Genomic DNA, 19117 nt, shown 5'->3' on the forward strand with positions numbered 1-19117 from the left:
CGAATAGCGATTACGTCCGTTTCAGCCAGACCGCCGTATTGGCGGGCAGCTTGCCCGGCTCCTGCAGCGATTCGCTGGACAGCAGCACCTCGGCTCCCTCGGGTAGCGCCGTGGCCTGCGTGCCGAAGTTGACCAGGACGCGCAGGTCGCCGTTGTCGAAGGCCAGCACATCCTTGGCGGAGTCGACCCACTGCAGCTTGCCGTCACCCAGCGCGAATTCCTGGCGCAACTCCAGAATCTTCCGGTACAGCTCCAGGGTGGAGCCATCCTTGCCCTCCTGGCGGTCCACGGCGTAGCGCGCGTACGACGCCGGCTGCGGCAGCCAGGTCTTGTCGCTCGGGCCGAAACCGAAGGACGGGGCGTCCGCCTTCCAGGGCAGCGGCACGCGGCAGCCGTCGCGGCCGACTTCCTCGCCCTTGGTGCGCAGGAACATCGGGTCCTGACGGTACTTGCCTTCCATGGTGGTGTGTTCGGGCAGGCCCAGCTCCTCGCCCTGATAGATGTAGGTCGAACCGGGCAGGCCCAGGGTCAGCATGGCCAGGGCGCGGGCCCGGTGCAGGCCCAGCGCCTCGTCCGGCTGCGTGGTGTTGGGGCCGATGCCGTTGCCGGGCAGGGCATGGGCGCCGAGCTCCTTCAGGCCGTAGCGCGAGGGCGCACGCACGGTGTCGTGGTTGGAGGTCACCCAGGTGGTCGGCGCGTCCACCGTGTCCATCAGGGCCATCGAGCTGTCGATGACGTCCTTGAAGGCGCCGGCATCCCATGTGGTCATCAGGTAGTCGAAATTGAACGCCTGCTGCATCTCGTCGGAGCGGACGTAGTTGGCCAGTCGCTCGCGCGGGCTGACCCAGGCCTCGGCCACCAGGATGCGCTTGCCCGGGTATTCCTCGAGAACCTTGTGCCAGGCGCGGTAGATCTCGTGCACGCCGTCCTGGTCCCACATGGGGCCGACCAGCGCACCGGCGTTCTCCCGGCCTTCCTCGATTTCCAGATCGGGCAGCCCCTTCACCTTGATCAGGCCATGCGCCACGTCGATCCGGAAACCATCCACGCCGCGGTCCAGCCAGAAGCGCAGCACCTTTTCGAACTCGGCGTGCACTTCCGGGTTGTCCCAGTTCAGGTCGGGCTGCTTGCTGTCGAACAGGTGCAGGTACCACTGCTTCTCGCCCGGCACCCGATCCCAGGCGGCCTTGCCGAACACGCTCGGCCAGTTGTTGGGCGGTAGCTCGCCGTTCTCGCCGCGGCCGTCGCGGAAGATGTAGCGGGCCCGCTCGGGGCTGCCGGGCTTGGCCTTCAGCGCGGCCTGGAACCAGGCATGCTCGTCGGAGGTGTGGTTGGGCACCAGGTCGACGATCACCTTCATGCCACGCGCGTGGGCCTCCTTCAGCAGGCGCTCGAAGTCCTCGTTGCTGCCGAACATCGGATCGACGACGCGGTAATCGGCCACGTCGTAGCCGGCGTCGGCCTGGGGCGATTTATAGAAGGGCGACAGCCACAGCGCATCGACGCCCAGCTTGTCCAGGTAGGGCAGCCGCGAGACGACGCCCGACAGATCGCCGATGCCGTTGCCATCGCCGTCGGCGAAGGAGCGCGGGTAGATCTGGTAGATCACCGAGTTGCGCGCCCAGTTCGGGTCGGCCTGGGCTGCCGTGGTGCCGGCGGCGTAGGCGCTGCCGTAGAGGGAGGTCAGGGACAGGGCGACAGCAGTCGCGAGAGTGGTGCCTAGGAATTTACGACGAAACATACAGGCTTCCTATTGTTGGGCTTATGGGTAAGCAATGTGCGCGTTCCCTTGCGTTTCGCGCTTTTTCCTTCAGGTGTGCGACCTCAGGGCCAATGGCCCCAGGGTCGGAATCGGTAATCGGCAGCGGAGAGGCCCGCGGTTGCAGGCGACCGCGCCGATCGGCATTCCGCCGCTTTCCCGAAGCGGAATGCTCGTCAGGGGAATGCAAAGGGCATCCAGGGAGGGAGGGGTGGGGGCATCGCCCACGAGTGCGAGCGCATTGATAGCTGGAACCATGGGACACCTTGGTCCGGAGACGACGCTGTCTTCGAGGGCTGTATCGCCACAAGGTTGGTGCGTCGCCGCCGTCTTGTTGTTCTTGTCGATTGCCTGGGGCTTTCCCGGCATGGGCGGGGTAAACCTGCGCCCAGGCAAGTGTCGTACTACCGAGATGCCGCTACCTTAGTGGGTGGAATTTCGTTTGACAAGACACCCACTCATTCGTTGGTTTTCTCTGGAGTTGCCTCCAGGTAAAACGATTCATCAAGATAAATGCAGATATCGGCACGATCGGGCCGGCATGCCGAGGGAGCCGCGCAAAACCCGGCTGCCGGTTCCCGAACGTCGCCTGCGGAAAAGGGCGCCGAAGCCCGCGAAAAAGGCCTTGGGGCGCCGTGCCAGGCGCTGGTCGGCCTCCTCGCTCACCAGCAGCCACGGCGGCGTCTAGGCTATAAATGAAGGCCTGCGCCGCCGGCATGGGGGAGACATGACCAGCCCTAACGACATGGATTCGTCTGCCGGCGTCCTTGGTAGCGGCTCCCGGCGCTCGCTGCAGCCGCTGCGGCGGCTGTGGAGTTCCTGGCTGTTCGGGGCGGCCACCCTGGCGGCGGTGGTGGCGGTGGTGCTGCGTCGCTCGGAGGCCGAGACGTTCGCCGGCCTGTTCGAACAGGTCGAGCCCGGCTGGTTAGTCCTGGCCCTGGCGCTGCAGGCACTGATCCATCTGGCCCAGGGCCAGCTCTACCGGAGCGTGGCGCAGGCCGGTCAGGCCCGCCTGCCGCTGCTCGGCGCCTGCCGGCTGGGGCTGATGAAGCTGTTCGTCGATCAGGCGTTGCCGACCTACGGGGCCAGCGGGACCCTGGCGGTCACCGCGGCCTTCGAGCGCCTCGCCATCCCGCGCCCGGTGGCTATGGCCTGCCTGGCGGTCAGCCTGTCCTCCTGCCTGCTCGCCTTTGCGCTGGCGCTGGCCATGGCATTGGGCACTGTGGTCGTCGCGGGGCATGCCACGCCGCTGCTGCTGGTGGCCGGCACGCTGTTCGCCCTCGGCAGCCTGGCCGTGGGACTGGGCATGGCGCTGCTGGCCGGGCGCGGCCTGCCAGGGTGGCTGCAGCGCCTCGACGGCGGCGCCTGGGTCGAGCGGGGCCTGGCGCTGATCGGACAGGCCGATCCCCGGCTGACCCGCAGTCCGCGCCTGCTGGCGCTGGCCGTGATCCTCGACCTGGGCATCGTCCTGCTGGACGCCAGCACCCTGTGGGCGCTGGTCTGCGCGCTGGGCGCGACGGTGCCCTGGAGCGGGGTGTTCGCCGGCTTCATGCTGGCCAGCGTGCTGCGCAGCCTCGGCGTCACCCCGGGCGGCCTCGGCATCTTCGAGGCGGCAGCGGTGACCACCCTGCATTGGGCCGGCGTATCGCTGCCGGTGGCGCTGTCGGCCACCCTGCTGTTTCGTGGGCTGAGCTTCTGGTTGCCGATGCTGCCCGGCCTGCTGGTCACCCGCAGTGCGCTGCGCCCCATGCCCGCACAGCGCCAGGCGGCACCCGGCGAAGCCTGGTGGAGCTGGACGCCGGTACAGGCTTTCACCACCCTGGACAGCGCTCCCGAAGGCCTCTCCGGCGCCGCCGCGGCGGCCCGCCAAGGCGCCGGCGAGGCGCCGCTGACGCATCCGCGTGGATTTCCGCGGATGCTCCTCGAGCAGTTGCGCAGCCCGCTGGTGCTGATCCTGATCTTCGCCAGCGTCGTCTCGCTGGTGGTCCATGACTGGCTGGACGCGGCCATTGTGCTGGCGATAGTGCTGGGCAGCGCGCTGCTCGGCGCGGGGCAGGAATACCGCGCCTCCAGTGCCCTGGAGCAGTTGCGCCGGCGCGTGGCGATCACCGCCCGGGTGCGCCGCGACGGCGTGCCGGTCGAGATCCCGGCCGGCGAGGTGGTGCCGGGCGACGTGATCGAGCTTTCCGCCGGCAGCCTGATCCCCGCCGACGGACTGCTGCTGGCGGCCCGCGACTGCTTCGTCAGCCAGGGACTGCTGACCGGCGAGACCTTCCCGGTGGAGAAGCGCCCGGGGCTGGCCGATTCCCAGGCAAGCCTCGCCGAGCGCGGCAACTGCCTGTTCATGGGCAGCTCGCTGCGCAGCGGCACGGCGACCCTGCTGGCGGTGCGCACCGGCAGCGCCAGCGAGTACGGCCAGATCGCCCGCAGCCTGAGCCTGCGCCCGCCGGAGACCGAGTTCGAGCGCGGCCTGCGCCACTTCGGCGCGCTGCTGCTCAAGTTGCTGCTGCTGATGGTGGTCGGCGTGCTGGCGGCCAACATCCTGCTCGGGCGGCCCACGGTGGACACCCTGCTGTTCGCCATCGCCCTGGCGGTCGGCCTGTCCCCCGAACTGCTGCCGGCGATCCTCGGCGTTACCCTGGCCCGGGGTGCGCAGCGCATGGCCCAGCGCGGGCTGATCGTGCGTCACCTGAACGCCATCGAGAACCTCGGCGCCATGGACGTGCTGTGCACCGACAAGACCGGCACCCTGACCCGCGGCGTAGTGCAACTGGACGGCGCGCTGGATGCCCGGGGCGAGCCCTCGGCACACTGCCTGCTGCTCGCCTGCCTCAACGCCAGCCTGCAGACCGGGCTGGCCAATGCCCTGGATGCCGCGCTGGTCGCCAAGGCGCAGGAGCAGGGCCTTGACCTCGGCGCCTTTCGCAAGCTCGACGAGATCCCCTACGACTTCGTGCGCAAGCGCCTCGCTGTGGTCGTCGAAGGCGAGGGCGGGGAACCGCTGATGATCGTCAAGGGCGCGCTGGACAAGGTGCTCAAGCGCTGCACGCGGATCGGCGAGGCCGACGCGGCGACGCCGCTGGACGAGGCGGCGCTGGCCGACATCCGCGAGCGCTACGCGCAGTGGAGCGCCCGGGGCTACCGGGTGCTCGGCCTCGCCAGCCGGCGGGTGCCGCGCCAGGCGCGCTACGCCGAGGCGGACGAGCGCGAACTGGCCTTCGCCGGCTTCCTGCTGTTCTTCGACCCGCCCGAGCCCGGTGTGCGCGACACCCTGCAGGCCCTCGGCCGGCTCGGCGTGGCGGTGAAGATCATCAGCGGCGACAACCGCCTGGTGACCCGCCATGTCGCCGAGGCGGTCGGCATCCCGGCCGAGCGGGTGATCACCGGCGGCGAGCTGCTGCAGATGAAGGAGGAGGCGCTGCTCAACCTGGCGCCGCAGGTCGCGCTGTTCGCCGAGGTCGACCCCAACCAGAAGGAGCGGATCATCCTCGCCCTGCAGAAGACCGGCCACGTGGTCGGCTTTCTCGGCGACGGCATCAACGACGCCCCGGCGCTGCACGCGGCCGACGTCGGCGTCTCGGTGGACCAGGCGGTGGACGTGGCCAGGGAGGCCGCCGACTTCGTCCTGCTGCGCCACGATCTGGACCTGCTGCGCCAGGGCATCGACGAGGGCCGCCACACCTTCGCCAACACCCTCAAGTACATCTTCATCACCACCAGCGCCAACTTCGGCAACATGATCAGCATGGCCCTGGCCTCGCTGTTCCTGCCCTTCCTGCCGCTGCTCGCCAAGCAGATCCTGCTCAACAACTTCCTCTCCGACATCCCGGCGATGGGCATCGCCGGCGACAACGTCGACCGCGAATGGGAACGCACCCCGCACCACTGGAACTTCCGCGAAGTGCGCAACTTCATGGTGGTGTTCGGCCTGGTCAGCTCGGCCTTCGACCTGCTGACCTTCGGCGTGCTGTTCTACTTCGTCGGCGAACGGCCCGAACTGTTCCGCAGCGGCTGGTTCGTCGAATCGCTGCTCACCGAACTGGCGATCATCTTCGTGGTGCGCACCTACAAACCCTTCTACCGCAGCCGCCCCGGCCGCCTGCTGCTCTTGAGCACCCTGGCGGTGATGCTGCTCACCGTGCTTTTGCCCTACACCCCGGCCGGCACCTGGTTCGACCTCGTCCCCCTGCCGCCCGGCCTGCTGGCAACCATCGGGCTGATCACCCTGCTTTATGCGGCGGCTTCGGAGGCGGTGAAGCGGCGGTTCTATGCGGCGGCACGGAGGCCGAGGAGTGTGGCGCGGAGGCATAGAGGGGAGCCAGGATAGGGGGAGCTTGTGGGCAGCATCTGCCGGGTACAGGCGAAAATGATGGTTTGTTCCTGAGTCTCTTCCGAAATGGCGTGGGTTGCACCCCCCTACAGGGCTGCTGGTGTTCTTCGGCGGCAAACTCGTGGTCGAAGACAACGACGAAAATGTATCCGCCTACGGATTCGACGAAGCCAAACGCTTCTCTACAACTCACCGCTGCAAAGCGATTCGGTAAACAGCGCTGGCAGCGCCCCCGGCGTTGGCAAGGCGAACGACAAGTTTTGTGCGTCCGCTTTCACCGACATCGACGCAACAACCTTGCCTTGGCCATCCTCGACGCGAATCTTCCTTTCGGTGGCAACCGCGCCTCGTTTGTTCCGGCAGTCGATGAGCCAGTCGGCTTCCGAGAGATCGATCTTCTCGCCGTTGGGCATCTGGGCTCCGCCCAGGTAGTACAGGCGTACATGGACCTTCTCGTATGGTCCGAGCACTTCGATGCCGGCAGAGTCGAAGTAAAGGGCGTAGCGTTCGTTCTCGAGATAGTGAATCCAGCGCCGCGGGGTCGAGGCGTCGCCCAAGCCCCGCAGTTCGAGTTGACACACGGAGATCACGAAGCGCTCGAGGTTGCCGGCCGACGGTTTGACGAAGCCACGGAGCCGAAGATCGGCGGCGGCAACCTCTCGTCGGAGCACCTGTCGATCGGCAGCCACGTGCCGCGTCTCGAGTGCCTTGAATTCGCGGCGGTCACAGTCGATCGTTGTCAGCACCTCGGTGCTGGCATACTCCCGCCCGTCATCCAGACGACCAGGCCGGGCCAGAAGGTCGCGCGCCTCGATGGTTGCATACGGGCTCCCTGGCTCCCTGCGATATGACTGGGCGTCGTATTGCAGCGTGCTGATCCTTCCCAAGGAATAGTCGCGCCAATCCGCTGCGAAGGTCGTGGGCGCAAACGCCGCCCACAAAAGGATGTACAAGGCCAACTTTGGACTCATGGAACTCCCTGTCCATCTGTCGATCGATTCCGCTTGTCGCAGCCGACCGAATGTTTACCAGCCAATAAGCATTGATTTTGCCCGGTACTCGAGCATTTGCCGCAGAGCAGCACTCAGCTTGAGCGCCAGGCGAACCAAGGGGACGAGCGGGCTGGATGGCATGTGGCGTCGTAAGTCACGCGATCCCGAGGAGTCCGCTCGTGGCTCCAAGCAGCTGAATTGACCCCAGCTGGCGTGACGTGTTCACTTCAGCCCCGGTGGCGGCAGACCTGCCGCACGGTATTACGCGATCGTGGGGGGACGGCCAGCCTCTCCTTGCCCAGCTCGCCTGTTCACCTTCCGGGCCTTCGCCGGCCAGATGGCGGAAGTCGTCGTCGGTGTGTATGCGGTTAATGCGGGTCTTGGCGGATTCGAAATCCCATCGCTTTAAGCGGTGGTGGTGTGCTCGAGGAAACGGTGGCGGATCTGCGCGCCGAGCAGCCTGACCGGCGCCGGCACGAGGAGGGCGGTGACGATCTCCAGAGCCTGGAACACCGTCGCCGATGGGGGCCGGGTGCCTGCCCCCCTTTTTCCTGCATAGCGACCACTGGAGGCCGCATCAGGCCCTGGGCATGAAAACATCGGCTCAAGCTTATGCTTTAGCCGTTTAACCTGTGCAGGTTTCGGCGGGTCATTACAACCACTACCGCTGTTGGTAAGACCACTGTCCGGAAAATAGGCAAGTAAGCGCCTCTATACCGCTGAACATGTACCAAGGCTGGGGATCGGCACAGCTAGTAGCCAAGGAGGCGACCGTCATGTTTCGTTGAAGGCCTTCGGATGGGTTGTTCGCCGAGGCGAACACGTTTGAAACTTGCGGTTGCTGAACTTGTGTAGCGAGGGCCGAAGAGGTTTCGCTGCGCGGCTCCGTCGGGACAAGCGAACGGTCGCTGTTGGCCTGGGCCGGGATGGCGGCCACGCTGAGGGCGGTCAGAGAGAGGCTGAAGAACAGGGCTTTTCTGAAGTCTTTCATGACGAGTCCTTTTTGATCCGAAGAGGTCGCGTTTACATCGGCGGCCCGTTCAATGCTACGGTAGCGCGAGCCCGTGCCCTATAGGGCAAGTGGTCTAGTGACATTTCATCTCTTTGCAGCGAGGTGGTCCGCCTATCGGGTGCGGAAAAGGCTTCGCTGTTTTCCACTCTCCCCAGTCGGCAATGCAGAAGAAAGCCTCGCAGATGGTGTCGCGCGAACCGACAATTCCCCTCATGGACTGTATGCAGGCTACGGCAGCACGGCAAGGCTGCGCGATCCGCGGTTTAGCTAGACCGGTACGTCCCAACCACCTCGATCACCCGCCGCACCGCTTCTTCCTCATCCGCCCCGGTCACATCCACTTCCAGATCGCATCGTGCTCTGAGTTCGGCCATGACCACGCCGCGGAACGCGGGGTCCAGGCTCTGGATGTCGGCGAGGCTCATTTCCCCGCGGGCGCCCAGGCGGCGGACGCGTTCGTCCTCGTCCAGGGTGAGCAGTACCGAGACGTCCGGGCGCGGCAGGGCCGGGAGCAGGGCGTCGAAGTCGGCCGCGACGCCACGCGCCCGCGCATAGGCGATGGTGGAGGCCAGGAAGCGGTCCATTACCACGCTCTGGCCGGCGTCCGCCGCGGCCCGCGCCTTGGCGCCCTCGGCGGCGGCGATGGCGAGGTAGAACAGGGCATGGGCGATCCTGGCGTCGCCCAGCACGGTGTGGATCTGCTCGCGCAGCGGCTTTATCGCCGGGCCGGGCATGCTCATGGCGATCCCGCCGAGCGCGGCGGCCAGGTTGCGGACCAGGGTCGTCTTGCCGACGCCGTCCAAGGATTCGATGACGATGAACCGGGCCATGGGGATTCCTGTCGGTGGTTCCTTCTCTCATCAGCATAAGCGGTCGGGCGCGAGCGGGGGGCCGGCGGTCGCCTGTTCCACGAACACGACGAGCCGGGCCCGCGCATCAAGAACCTGGAGGCGCATACGGGGCACGAAAAAAACGCCGACCGGCAGGGAGTCCGGTCGGCAGCAAAGCTGCAGTCGCAGGGGAGGGTGTTGCTCAGAGGGGGGTGATGCCGTGCTCGGCGTAGATCTCGTCCTGGGCCTGGCGGAATTCGTTCATGGTGAACTCGAAGCCGTGCTCCTTGAGCAGCGCCCAGCTCGCCTGTTCGTCTTCCGCGCCTTCGTTGACCAGGTTCTTGAACGCTTCGTCGCTGCGCATGCGGTTGATGTAGGCCTTGGCGGATTCGACACTCATCGGAAATGCCTCCTTAAGCGGTGGTGTGGTCGAGGAAACGGCGGCGGATCTGCGCGCCGAGCAGGTTGACGAGGCTGACCAGCGCCAGCAGGACGGCGATCAGGGCCAGGGCCTCGCGGTATTCGAAGAGGTGGAAGGCGGTGACGATCTCCAGCCCCAGGCCGCCGGCGCCGATCGCGCCCAGGGTGGTGGCGGCGCGGATGTTGTGTTCCCAGCGGTAGAGGGCGACGTCGACCAGCCGCGGCAGCACCTGCGGCAGCACGCCGAAGCGCAGCACGCCGAGCACCGGGACGCCCTGGCTGCGCAGCGCGTCCACCGGGGCGCGGTCGACGTGCTCGAAGATCTCGGCGAAGAACTTGCCGAGCATGCCGGTGGAGTGGGTGGCCAGCGCAAGCACCCCGGGCAGCGGGCCGAAGCCCACCGCGGCGACGAACAGGATGCCCCACAGCAGGCTGGGGATCGAACGGATGCTGTTGAGCAGCAGCAGGACCAGCTGGCGCAGCGGCGCGGGGGCCTGGCCGCCGGCCGCCAGGGCGCCGAGCGGCAGGGCGACGAGGATGCCGCCGACGGTGCCGGCGACGCTCATGGTCAGGGTGTCGAGCAGCGGCTTGCTCCAGTGCTCCCAGCGCTCGAACGCCGGCGGCCAGGCGTCGCCGGCCAGGGTCCAGAGGGTCGGCAGCAGCTCGCGGTAGCGCTCGGCATCGAGTGCGCCGGTGTGGCCGGTGGCCAGCAGCACCACGCCGAGTCCGAGCAGCAGCGCGAGGCGCGACAGCCAGGCGCGTTGCGCCGTCGCCTTCAGCAACGCCTGACGTTGGGCGAGGGCGGCGCTCACGGCTTCACCGTCACGGCTTCGGGATGCTCGCGCTCGACCACCGAGATCCACTGGCGCACCCGGTCGACGTCGGCGTCGGCAGCCGGAATGAAGGCTTCGGCGCGGAACACTGCCAGCGCGGCCGGATCGTCGAGGCTGAAGAAGGCGCGGCGGATCTTCTCCTTCAGCTCCGGCGCCAGGCCCTCGCGGAAGGTCCACAGGTATTCGGGGATCGGCGGCGAGTCGGCCAGCACGCGCACCTTGGCGGCATCGAGCTTGCCTTCCCTGATCAGGCGTTCGTAGATCGGTTTGGACAGGCCGCCGGCGGCGACCTTCTTGCCGGCGACGGCCAGCGCCACCGCATCGTGGGCGCCGAGCACGCGCAGGCGGTAGTCGCGCCCGGAGACCAGCCCGGCGTCGGCCAGCATCCAGCGCGGCACCCAGGTGCCCGAGGTGGAGGCCGGATCGCCGAAGGCGACGTCCTGGCCGCGCAGGTCCTGGAAGCTGCGCGCCGGGCTGTCGGCCGGGACGATCAGCACCGCCTGGAAGGTCGGGCCGACCTGGGCGTGGGTCGGGCGGGCGAAGGGTTCGAGGTGCGCGCGCTTGCTCTGCAGGATGTAGGTCACCGGACCCAGGTAGGCGATGTCGATGCGGCCGAAGCGCAGCGCCTCGCCGGTCGCCGCGTAGTTGGCGCCGACGGTCAGTTCGACGGGCATGCCGAGGGTCTTTTCTAGGTGAGTGCGCAGCGGTTCGTTGAGGCGCATCACGGTGGGCGCGGACTCGCCGGGCAGCAGGCCGATGGTCAGCTTCTTCGGCAGGGCCGCCTCGTCGGCGTGGGCGGCGAGGGCGGCCGGCAGGAGCAGCGCGGCGAACAGCGGGCGCAGGCGCTTGAGCAGTCGGGTCATGGAGGCGTTTCCTTTCACGGGTGGCAGGTGGGTTCCGGGGCGGGATGCAGGGGGAACAGGCGCGCCTGGGCGGCGGCGTCGAAGCGCGACGGCGGGCCGTCGAAGGCGATCCGCCCGTCGGCCAGGCCGACGATGCGCTCGGCCAGCCGGCGGGCCAGGTCGAGCTGGTGCAGGACGATCACCAGGGTCAGCGCGTGGTCGCGCACCAGCCGGCGGAATTCGCCGGCCAGGCGCTCGGCGAGGGCCGGGTCGACCGAGGCGAAGGGCTCGTCGGCCAGCAGCAGGCGCGGCTCGCGCACCAGGGCGCGGGCGATGCCGACGCGCTGGCGCTCGCCGCCGCTGAGCCGGGCGACCGGGTCCAGGGCCTTGCCGAGTAGGCCGACCTCGGCGAGGGCGGCGAGGGCCTGCTCGCGCATCGCCCGCGGCCAGGGCAGCGGCGACAGCGGGTGGCGGCGGTCGGCGAGGCCGAGCAGCACGTTGTCGAGCGCCGACAGGCGGGCGATCAGCGCATGTTCCTGGAACACCGTGGCGCTGCTGCGGCGGTGGGCGAGCAGGCTGGCCGGGGTCTGCAGGCGGCCGATGCCGTCCACGCTGAGGGTGCCGGAAGCGGGTGGCAGCAGGCCGTTGAGGGTAGCCAGCAGGGTGCTCTTGCCGATCCCCGAGGGGCCGACGATGGCGGTGATGCTGCCGCGGCGGATGTCGAGGTCAAGGCCTTCGAGGATCCGCTTGCCGCTGCGCTCGATCGACACCCGGTCGAGCCGCAGCAGCACCGGCGAGCCGCCAGCGGCCGCCGTCGGCGTGCTGCGCCCGGCGTCGGAGGCCGGGGCCAAGGCGCGCTCGAGGGGCAGCGGGCAGACGCCGTTCATGCCTCGCGCTCGATCAGGTAGTCGGGGTTGCGCACGCCGTAGCCCAGCGCCTTGCGCAGCCACAGCGGCGGGTTGTTCTGCATCATCCGCTGCAGGTGCTCGACCACCTCGTCGATCTCGCGGGGGTGCTGCATCTTCACCGGGAACACCCCGGCGCTCTTCACCTTGACCGCGGCGAAGTCGCTGAGGGCGAGGGTGAAGAGCACGGCGCAGCCTTCCAAGGCATCGACGCGCAGCTGGATCTGGTCGACCGAGGCGCCGCCGGTCGGGTCGCCCATGGAGCAACCGGCGCCGCCGCCGGGGCCGCGCTTGCCGTCGCCGCCCTTGCCGCCGCCCTTGAACTGCACGACGTCGAGGAAGCTGGCCTCGTCGTAGGTGACGTCGTAGATGACGATCTGCCTGGCGGTGGCGAAGTTGGCATCGACCTGCAGCAGGTCGTTGCTGGTGATGGCGATCTTCAGGTGGCCCATCTCGTTCATGTCCGTGTCCTCGGGGTGGCTCAGCTGGCGCCGGGCGCGGCCCGGCGCGCGGCGTTCAGGTCATCGGCAGGCCGACGACGTTCTTCTCGTGGGCGAAACGCAGGCGAAAGGCGTCTGGCAGCCGCGCCTCGGCGTCCGTGCGGGCCTGCCAGCGGGGCAGTTCGGCGGCGGCGATGCGCCCGGCTTTCAGGGCCTCGACCGGCACGATGTGCAGGCGGTTGTCGAGGGTGATGTAGAAGTCGATCGGGTGGCGGGCGGCGTTTTCGCCGTACTTGCCCAGGTCGACGCGGTAGTGGCCGTCCTCTTCGAGGTGCAGGCGGGGGTTGTCGCAGTCCAGGCGCAGGTGGCGATTGAACCAGCATTTGTGGCGGAACTGGAACAGCACCCGGTCGTCGTCGGCGAAGGCACGGATCTCGGCGACGATGTCGGCGTAGTACTGGCCGAGCAGCAGTTCCTGGTAGGCGTCGCTGTAGGGCTGGTCGAAGGATTCGAGGTGGCCGGCGACGCAGGCGGCCAGCAGTTCGAGGCCGGTCTGGCTGATCAGAAGGTTCAGCGCGCAGCGGTTGTAGGTGCAGCTGGCGCGGATCAGCCCGTCGTCGCGGATTTCGATGGCGCCGTTGTGCTGGATCGCCGCGGCGCGGAACACCCGCAGGATGCGGAAGACTTCGGCCATCAGCTTCTCCGCCGGGGTGCGCCGCGGCAGGGCGAGGTAGCGTTGCCAGCTGCCGAGCTCGGCCAGCGACGGATCGCGGCACTCCTGCCAGTCGGCCAGCAGGGCGTAGGCGCTGGTCAGCGCCAGCACCAGGCGGCCGGGCACGCGGCGGGTGGCGTCGGTTTCCGGCTCCGCGAAGCTCAGGCGCCGTGGGCGGGTGTAGGGTTCGATGGGGCGGTGTTCCGGTCGGGCGCACAGCTCGCCGAAGCACGCGCGATATTGGGCGACCATTTCCTGTCGCTGTTTCATGGCTCTCTCCCGAAGGCGGCATGGCGGCCGGATTGGCACAGGGGGCGGAGGCCCCTGCCGGAGCAGGGGACCGCCGCGGGACTGGCAACTCACCACGTATTGAGGATCCATTCCTTGTTACGGGTGTATTCCATGTGGGCGAACATGGCGTTGGCGATCATCTCGCCGAGCTCCATGGCGCCCTGGTAGCCGATGCTCGGCTTGCGGTAGAGGCCGGCGCGGTCGAAGGTCGGGAAGCCGACGCGGACCATCGGGATGTTGGCCTCGATGGCGACGTAGCGGCCCTTCGAGTGACCCATGATCAGGTCGAGTTGCAGGCCGTCGTTGATGCGCTTCTCCAGCTCCCAGAGGTCGGCGTTGTGGACGATCTCCATGTCGAAGTGCGCGGCGTCCTTGAGCTCCTGGAGGCGCGGGTCCTTCTTGTACTTGCTGCCCTGGTCGTCGCCGATCAGCAGCAGCACCGGTTCCAGTTCCACTTCCAGGCAGAACTGCGCCAGGCCGAGCACCAGGTCCGGGTGACCGAAGATCGCCACCTTCTTGTTGGCGAAGAACATGTGCGCCAGGTCGGCCAGCGCATCCAGCGCGATGCCGCGCTCGCGGACCAGCGACTCGGGGATCTCCTTGCCGGTGATGTCGGCGATCCGGCGCAGCATGTCGTCGGTGTTCTTGATGCCGTAGGGGGTGTTGACCAGATGGTTCGGCACCTCGAAGGACTTCTGCAGGTACTCGCCGGTGGTCGCGCCCTCGTAGCGGGCCAGGGCCAGGGTGGCCAGGGCGTTGGCACTGTCGGCGATGTCCTCGACCGTGGTGCGGCCGTGGGTTTCGATGCTCTTGTTCGGCAGCATCGGCGAGTCGAAGTCCTCGGTGTCCATGAACACCGTGGCGTCGATGCCCATTTCCTTGAAGTAGCGCTTGAGCAGCACCACGTCGCCGGGGTTGACCCAGCCCGGGAAGACGTTGAGCTTGCCGGTCGGCTGGCCTTTGCCATGCACGTCGGTGATGGTCTTGAACATCGACTTCACGCATTCGGCGTAGCCGGTGATGTGGCTGCCCTTGAAGCTCGGCGTATGGACGGGAGCCAGATGGATCTTGCGCTCCGGGAACTCGGTGGCAAGTGCCTTGTTGCAGATCCGGATGGTGCCCTCGATGTCGTCGCCGATGACCTCGGTGGAGCAGGTGGTGATGATCGGGATCACCCGCAGTTCCGGATAGCGGCGGGCCAGGACCAGCACGCCTTCCTCGACGCGCTTGGCGCCGCCGAACACCGCCGACTCCTCGTGCAGCGAGGTCGAGGCGACGTCGAAGTTTTCCTTGAAGTGCTGGGCGAACAGCAGGCGGACGAACATCGTGCAGCCCTGGCCGCCGTGGACCAGCGGGATGCAGTCCTTGACGCCGATGCCGGCGTACTGGGCGCCCGCGGGCTGGCAGTCGTACATCGGGTTGATGATGCCTTCGCGCTCCCGCTTGACCAGCTTGACCTCAGCCGGCTTCAGTACGGTTAGCTCGCAATTGCTCATGAAATGTCTCCTTCGCGGACGGGAGCGGTCTTCGGGCCGCTCCCGCAGCTGTGACTCAGTAGAGGTGGTGGTTGAGTTCGCGGTTGGTCGAACGGGTGATGGTCACGTCGACCAGACGGGACTTGAGGCCGTCGATCAGGAAGGCGATTTCTTCCTTGTCGACCTGCGATGCCCAGGGGAAGCGCTCGCGAACGTCGTTGGCCATGGCCAGGGCGTCGGCGTAGAACAGGCGCTCCTGCGGGGTGCCGCGCAGCGGCTCCTGGCCGGTCAGCAGGCGGGCGACCTGGCCGAGCACGCCCTCGATGTTTTCCTCGCGGTCCCAGGTGCGCGAGAAGAACTGCCACAGGCAGCGCTCCTCGGTGTAGTCGAACAGATCGTCGAGATGGGACTGGCTCATCAGGCGGCCCCCCGCACGATGACCGGCGTTTCCTGCGAGCGGTCGCGGATGTCCACGCCGGCCAGGTGGCGCAGCGGGTTGTGCACGGCGTTGTAGGTGTCGCGGGCCAGGTTGACGAAGCCCTCGAAGCCCATGTACGGGCCGTTGTGGTAGCCGTGGCCGTTGACATAGGGGATGTGCAGCTTCTTGACCAGCTCGCCGACGCGCGGGCCGGTGAAGATCACGTCCGGCTTGACCAGGTCGATGATCTCGAAGAATTCCAGCTCGTTGCCGTCGTCGATGTAATAGGTGCCTTCCTTGCCGCGGGCGATGACCTTCTCGAAGTCTTCCTCATGGCCGAATTTGGAGGACATGGCCACCACCTGGATGCCGAGGTCGTCCTCGACCGACTTGGTCCAGTGCCACAGGCGCGGGCCGCCGGTCCAGATCGCCATCTTCTTGCCCTGCAGGCGTTCCTTGTACCAGTCGAGCTTCGGCTTCCACTTGGCGTATTCCTCGGCGATCAGCGCTTCGCCCTTCTCCTCGATGCCGAAGAAGGCGCAGATCTTGCGGATGCCCTCGGCCATGTAGCTGAAGCCCCAGGAGTCGATGTCCAGACGCGGGATGCCGTAGCGCTTCTTCAGTTCGTTGGCGATGTAGCCGGAGGAACGCGCGCAGTTCACCACGTTGAGCTGGGCCTGGTGCATGCAGCGCAGGTCGTCGTAGGTGCCGTTGCCGGTGAAGTGGGCGACGACCTGGATGCCCAGGCGGTCCCAGTAAGTCTGCAGCAGCTGGGTATCGCCCTGGATGTTGAAGTCACCGATGAAGTTCATCGTGTATTCGCTGGTGATCTCCTTCTCCATCGTCTCGACTTTCTCGTTGATCCAGCCGATGTTCAGGACATGGTGGCCCTTGGACTGGGACACGCCGGAGAAGCCGGGGCACTCGACGGTGAAGACGTCCACGTCGGGACGCTCCTTCATCACCTTCTTGGCCACGGCCTTGATGTCGTCGCCGATCAGCGCGGTCGGGCAGGTCGTGTAGACGATCATCCGCTTGATGTCCGGCATCTCGTCGAAGGCCTCGTGCATGCTCTGCTCGAGGCGCTTCTCGCCGCCGAACACCACATGGCTTTCCTTCATGTCGGTCGACCAGACGTACTTCATGTTGAAGTGGCCGTTGTCGGTCGGGTAGCGCTTGGTGTGCCAGGTGTCGTAGGCACAGCCGAGCGGGCCGTGAATCATCTGGATGGTGTCTTTCAGCACGCCGCCGATCACCAGCTTGGCGCCGCAGAAGGCGCAGCCGCGTTCGGACAGGGTGCCCGGGATGGTCGCCGCGTTGGCGATCGGCAGGAACTCGCGGGTGTCCTCGTTGGGCGCCTTCAGATAGATGTGTTTCTGGCGCTCGGGTATGTCCTTGTCACATTCCAGCAATACCATTGGCATGGTTGAAGTCTCCTCGGCTCTATGCGTTGATCGAACCCCGTGCCCGGCACTCGATCGGGGACCGGAAAAACCGGTTGGCGAAGAGGAGATGGCAGGATGCGTGCCACATGCCCATGCAGCGTCTGCGGGAATTCCCCGCCCGGGCTGCACATCCCTTGTGTAGTCCTTGTTTATCAATAGGTTATGGCATTATTTCGGAGTCTTTCGGAGGCGCCGTGCCGACCCTTTTCGGGCGTTTTTTCCCGGCACAAGGCCGCCGTGCGGACGGGCGGCGGAAGACGCAAAGGGTTTTTTCGTTCGGTGGGGTACGGAGCGTTCGGGGTCTGTACGTGGCGGTGCGTGGTGTCCGGGACGGGGTGGGACTCGGCCGTGCAGTGTCCGTCGCCGGTATTTCCCGGTGGGATTCAACTGCCCGACAGCAGGCGCAGGGCGCTAGGCGGCATGCCGGTCCAGCGCTTGAACGAGCGACGGAAGTTGTTGGCGTCGTGGAAGTGCAGGTAGCTGGCGATCGCCTCGTTGCTGTATCCCTTCACCTGCTGGAGATAGAGCGCCACGTGCAGGCGGACCCGGTCGTGCTGTTCCTGGTAGCAGGTGGTGTGCTTGCGCAGTTTGCGCTTGAGGGTGCTCGGGCTCATGGCGAAGGCCTCGGCGGCCCGCTCCAGGCCGGGGGCCTCGCGCACGTGGTCGAGCAGCCAGCGGTACAGGCAGTCGAGCAGGCTGGCCGCCGGCCCTGTGGCCTCCAGTTGCGCGCGGGCCTGGCGGCGGCTCACCGCGGCGGCGGTCGGGGTGGCCTGGGGCAGCGGGCGGGTCAGGCAGGCCAGCGGCAGGCGCATCAGGTCGCAGGGGCTGGCGAAGTGCAGGTCCTCGCCCAGGTGCACCCAGTACTGCTCGACATAGCGGGGCTCGGCATGGCGGAAATGGTAGCGCCAGGGCAGGCGCTCCCCGCCGAGGCGCCGGCCCAGCGCCGTCAGCGCCGCCATGTGCGCCTCCACCAGAAAGCGCTGCAACGGCCCGGCGCCGCAGCTGTCGAGCCAGTACAGGTAGGCGTGCTGCCCGTCGCAGACCAGCCGCGGGCTCAGCAGGGGGCAGAGCAGGGCGCGCAGGTCGTCGAGCAGTTGCAGCGCCTCCTGCAGGTTGCCGGCCAGCGCCAGGGCCTGGCTGGCCGCGCCGTGATGGCCGGGCAGCAGCCGTTGGCCGAAGAGAAAGCTGGAGTCGTCCGCCGCCAGCAGGCGCTGGGCGTTGTCGATCAGCTGCAGGTACTGCTCGGGGCTGATCAGCGTCGCGCCGCCCAGGATGTCCTCGTGGAACAGCCCGGTGCCACGCAGCAGGCGGTGGCTGTCGATGCCGCGGCCCAGGCACAGGTCGATCAGGCTGGCGGGTTGTTGATGGGCGGCGATGAAGCGGCTGTCGCGCTCGTACCACGGCTCGCGCATGGGGCTGTCCTCAGGCACTCAGCGCCAGGCTCTGCTTGGCGCGGGCCAGGGCCAGGTTGAGGCGGCGCAGCAGCTGTTCGGCATCCTCGTCAAGGGCCATCACGCTGGCCACGCCGGCCTTAAGATGCAGGCGCTCGCCATGCTGGCGGGTCTTGTGTGCCAGATGCTCGATGGCCAGGGCCATTTCCCCGGCCAGTTGGCGGGCCTGGGCCTCGCCGGTATTGGGCAGCAGGATCACGAAGCGGTCGCCGGCCAGCCGGCAGAGCAGATCCTGGCGGCGCAGGTTGAGCAGCAGCAGCTGGGTCACTGCCTGCAGCACCGCGTCGCCCTCGGCGTGGCCGAAGCGCTGGTTGATGGCGTCGAAGTGGTCCAGGTCCACCGCCACCAGCGACAGCGGCTGACCCTCCCGGGCGCTCTCCTCCAGGCTCAGTTGCAGCTGGCGGCGTAGGTAGTCGGCGCCGGCCAGGGGGGTCAGCTTGTCGAACAGCAGGTGCTCGCGGAACAGCCGCTCGCGCTTTTCCATCTGGGCGCTGATCGCCAACTGCTCGTGGTGCCAGTGATACAGGCCGTAGGTCAGCAGCAGCAGGCCGAACGGCATGGGCGCCGATTCCAGCCAGTGATCCCAGTGCACCTGCTCGGGCAGGCGGATGAACTCGTCGAGGCAGTCCACCCACCAGGAGAAGAACACGCAGCCCAGCCCCAGGGTCAGCAGGTTGGTCACCCGCCCGGCCGGACGGCTCTTGAGCACCAGGCCCAGCCAGGCCAGCGCCAGCAGCGCCGCGCCGCCTTCGCCGAAGATGTCCAGCAGGACCCAGTCGTGCGGCGGGATGAGGTCGCCGGCCGCCAGGTGCAGCAACAGGGCGAGGTTGGCCGCCAGCAGCACGGCGAACAGCTTGAGGCGATGGTGGCGCAGCAGGCTTGGCATCGGATCGGCTCCCTGGCGTGGCTGGAGAGGCCGCTAGCAGAGCAGAGGCACATGACCGATTGGTTACGGCGGAGGG

At 67.5% G+C, this 19117-nt stretch carries 16 protein-coding genes; 1 reads left to right on the plus strand and 15 read right to left on the minus strand.

Annotation, left to right across the window (positions count from 1 at the left end):
* Positions 1–10: 10 nt before the first annotated feature.
* Positions 11–1741, minus strand: coding sequence for a glycoside hydrolase family 13 protein (locus tag ACYVD0_RS01840; RefSeq protein ID WP_460425206.1), 1731 nt, complete (start codon positions 1739–1741; stop codon positions 11–13).
* 745 nt (positions 1742–2486) lie between these two features.
* Between ACYVD0_RS01840 and mgtA the strand changes: the two genes are divergently transcribed.
* Positions 2487–6086 (plus strand): magnesium-translocating P-type ATPase, encoded by a 3600-nt coding sequence (gene mgtA, locus ACYVD0_RS01845; RefSeq protein ID WP_460425207.1) that lies wholly within the window; start codon positions 2487–2489, stop codon positions 6084–6086.
* A 185-nt stretch (positions 6087–6271) separates the two neighbouring features.
* On the opposite strand, the gene ACYVD0_RS01850 is transcribed toward mgtA, so the two are convergent.
* The 14 genes from ACYVD0_RS01850 to ACYVD0_RS01915 form a co-directional block, all read right to left on the minus strand.
* On the minus strand, positions 6272–7048 hold the full coding sequence (locus tag ACYVD0_RS01850; protein WP_460425208.1) for a hypothetical protein: 777 nt from the start codon (positions 7046–7048) through the stop codon (positions 6272–6274).
* 694 nt (positions 7049–7742) lie between these two features.
* Positions 7743–8072, minus strand: a complete 330-nt coding sequence (locus ACYVD0_RS01855; protein WP_460425209.1) for a hypothetical protein — start codon at positions 8070–8072, stop codon at positions 7743–7745.
* A 284-nt stretch (positions 8073–8356) separates the two neighbouring features.
* Positions 8357–8923 (minus strand): nucleoside/nucleotide kinase family protein, encoded by a 567-nt coding sequence (locus tag ACYVD0_RS01860; RefSeq protein WP_460425210.1) that lies wholly within the window; start codon positions 8921–8923, stop codon positions 8357–8359.
* Between the two features lie 202 nt (positions 8924–9125).
* Positions 9126–9323: a Nif11-like leader peptide family natural product precursor gene (locus ACYVD0_RS01865; protein ID WP_039801057.1), complete on the minus strand. Its 198-nt coding sequence runs from the start codon at positions 9321–9323 to the stop codon at positions 9126–9128.
* Between the two features lie 13 nt (positions 9324–9336).
* Positions 9337–10155: a PhnE/PtxC family ABC transporter permease gene (gene phnE / locus ACYVD0_RS01870; RefSeq protein WP_460425211.1), complete on the minus strand. Its 819-nt coding sequence runs from the start codon at positions 10153–10155 to the stop codon at positions 9337–9339.
* Complete coding sequence (phnD, locus tag ACYVD0_RS01875; protein ID WP_460425212.1) at positions 10152–11039, minus strand: type 2 periplasmic-binding domain-containing protein; 888 nt, start codon at positions 11037–11039, stop codon at positions 10152–10154. Before phnD ends, phnE begins: the two co-directional genes overlap by 4 nt.
* Before the next feature lie 14 nt (positions 11040–11053).
* Entirely contained in the window at positions 11054–11905 is an 852-nt protein-coding gene (locus ACYVD0_RS01880) for a phosphonate ABC transporter ATP-binding protein (protein ID WP_460425213.1), read from the minus strand.
* Positions 11902–12384: a NifB/NifX family molybdenum-iron cluster-binding protein gene (locus ACYVD0_RS01885; RefSeq protein ID WP_460425214.1), complete on the minus strand. Its 483-nt coding sequence runs from the start codon at positions 12382–12384 to the stop codon at positions 11902–11904. Before ACYVD0_RS01885 ends, ACYVD0_RS01880 begins: the two co-directional genes overlap by 4 nt.
* A gap of 55 nt (positions 12385–12439) precedes the next feature.
* Positions 12440–13345: a hypothetical protein gene (locus ACYVD0_RS01890; RefSeq protein WP_460425215.1), complete on the minus strand. Its 906-nt coding sequence runs from the start codon at positions 13343–13345 to the stop codon at positions 12440–12442.
* Positions 13346–13434: 89 nt separating this feature from the next.
* Positions 13435–14862, minus strand: coding sequence for a nitrogenase component 1 family protein (gene vnfK / locus ACYVD0_RS01895; protein ID WP_460425216.1), 1428 nt, complete (start codon positions 14860–14862; stop codon positions 13435–13437).
* A 55-nt stretch (positions 14863–14917) separates the two neighbouring features.
* Positions 14918–15259, minus strand: a complete 342-nt coding sequence (gene vnfG / locus ACYVD0_RS01900) for a V-containing nitrogenase subunit delta (RefSeq protein WP_460425217.1) — start codon at positions 15257–15259, stop codon at positions 14918–14920.
* Positions 15259–16683, minus strand: a complete 1425-nt coding sequence (gene vnfD / locus ACYVD0_RS01905; RefSeq protein WP_460425218.1) for a nitrogenase vanadium-iron protein, alpha chain — start codon at positions 16681–16683, stop codon at positions 15259–15261. Before vnfD ends, vnfG begins: the two co-directional genes overlap by 1 nt.
* 404 nt (positions 16684–17087) lie before the next feature.
* Positions 17088–18116, minus strand: coding sequence for an AraC family transcriptional regulator (locus ACYVD0_RS01910; RefSeq protein WP_460425219.1), 1029 nt, complete (start codon positions 18114–18116; stop codon positions 17088–17090).
* A gap of 10 nt (positions 18117–18126) precedes the next feature.
* Positions 18127–19041, minus strand: a complete 915-nt coding sequence (locus ACYVD0_RS01915) for a GGDEF domain-containing protein (RefSeq protein ID WP_460425220.1) — start codon at positions 19039–19041, stop codon at positions 18127–18129.
* Between the last annotated feature and the right edge of the window lie 76 nt (positions 19042–19117).

The organism is Azotobacter armeniacus (assembly GCF_054779355.1).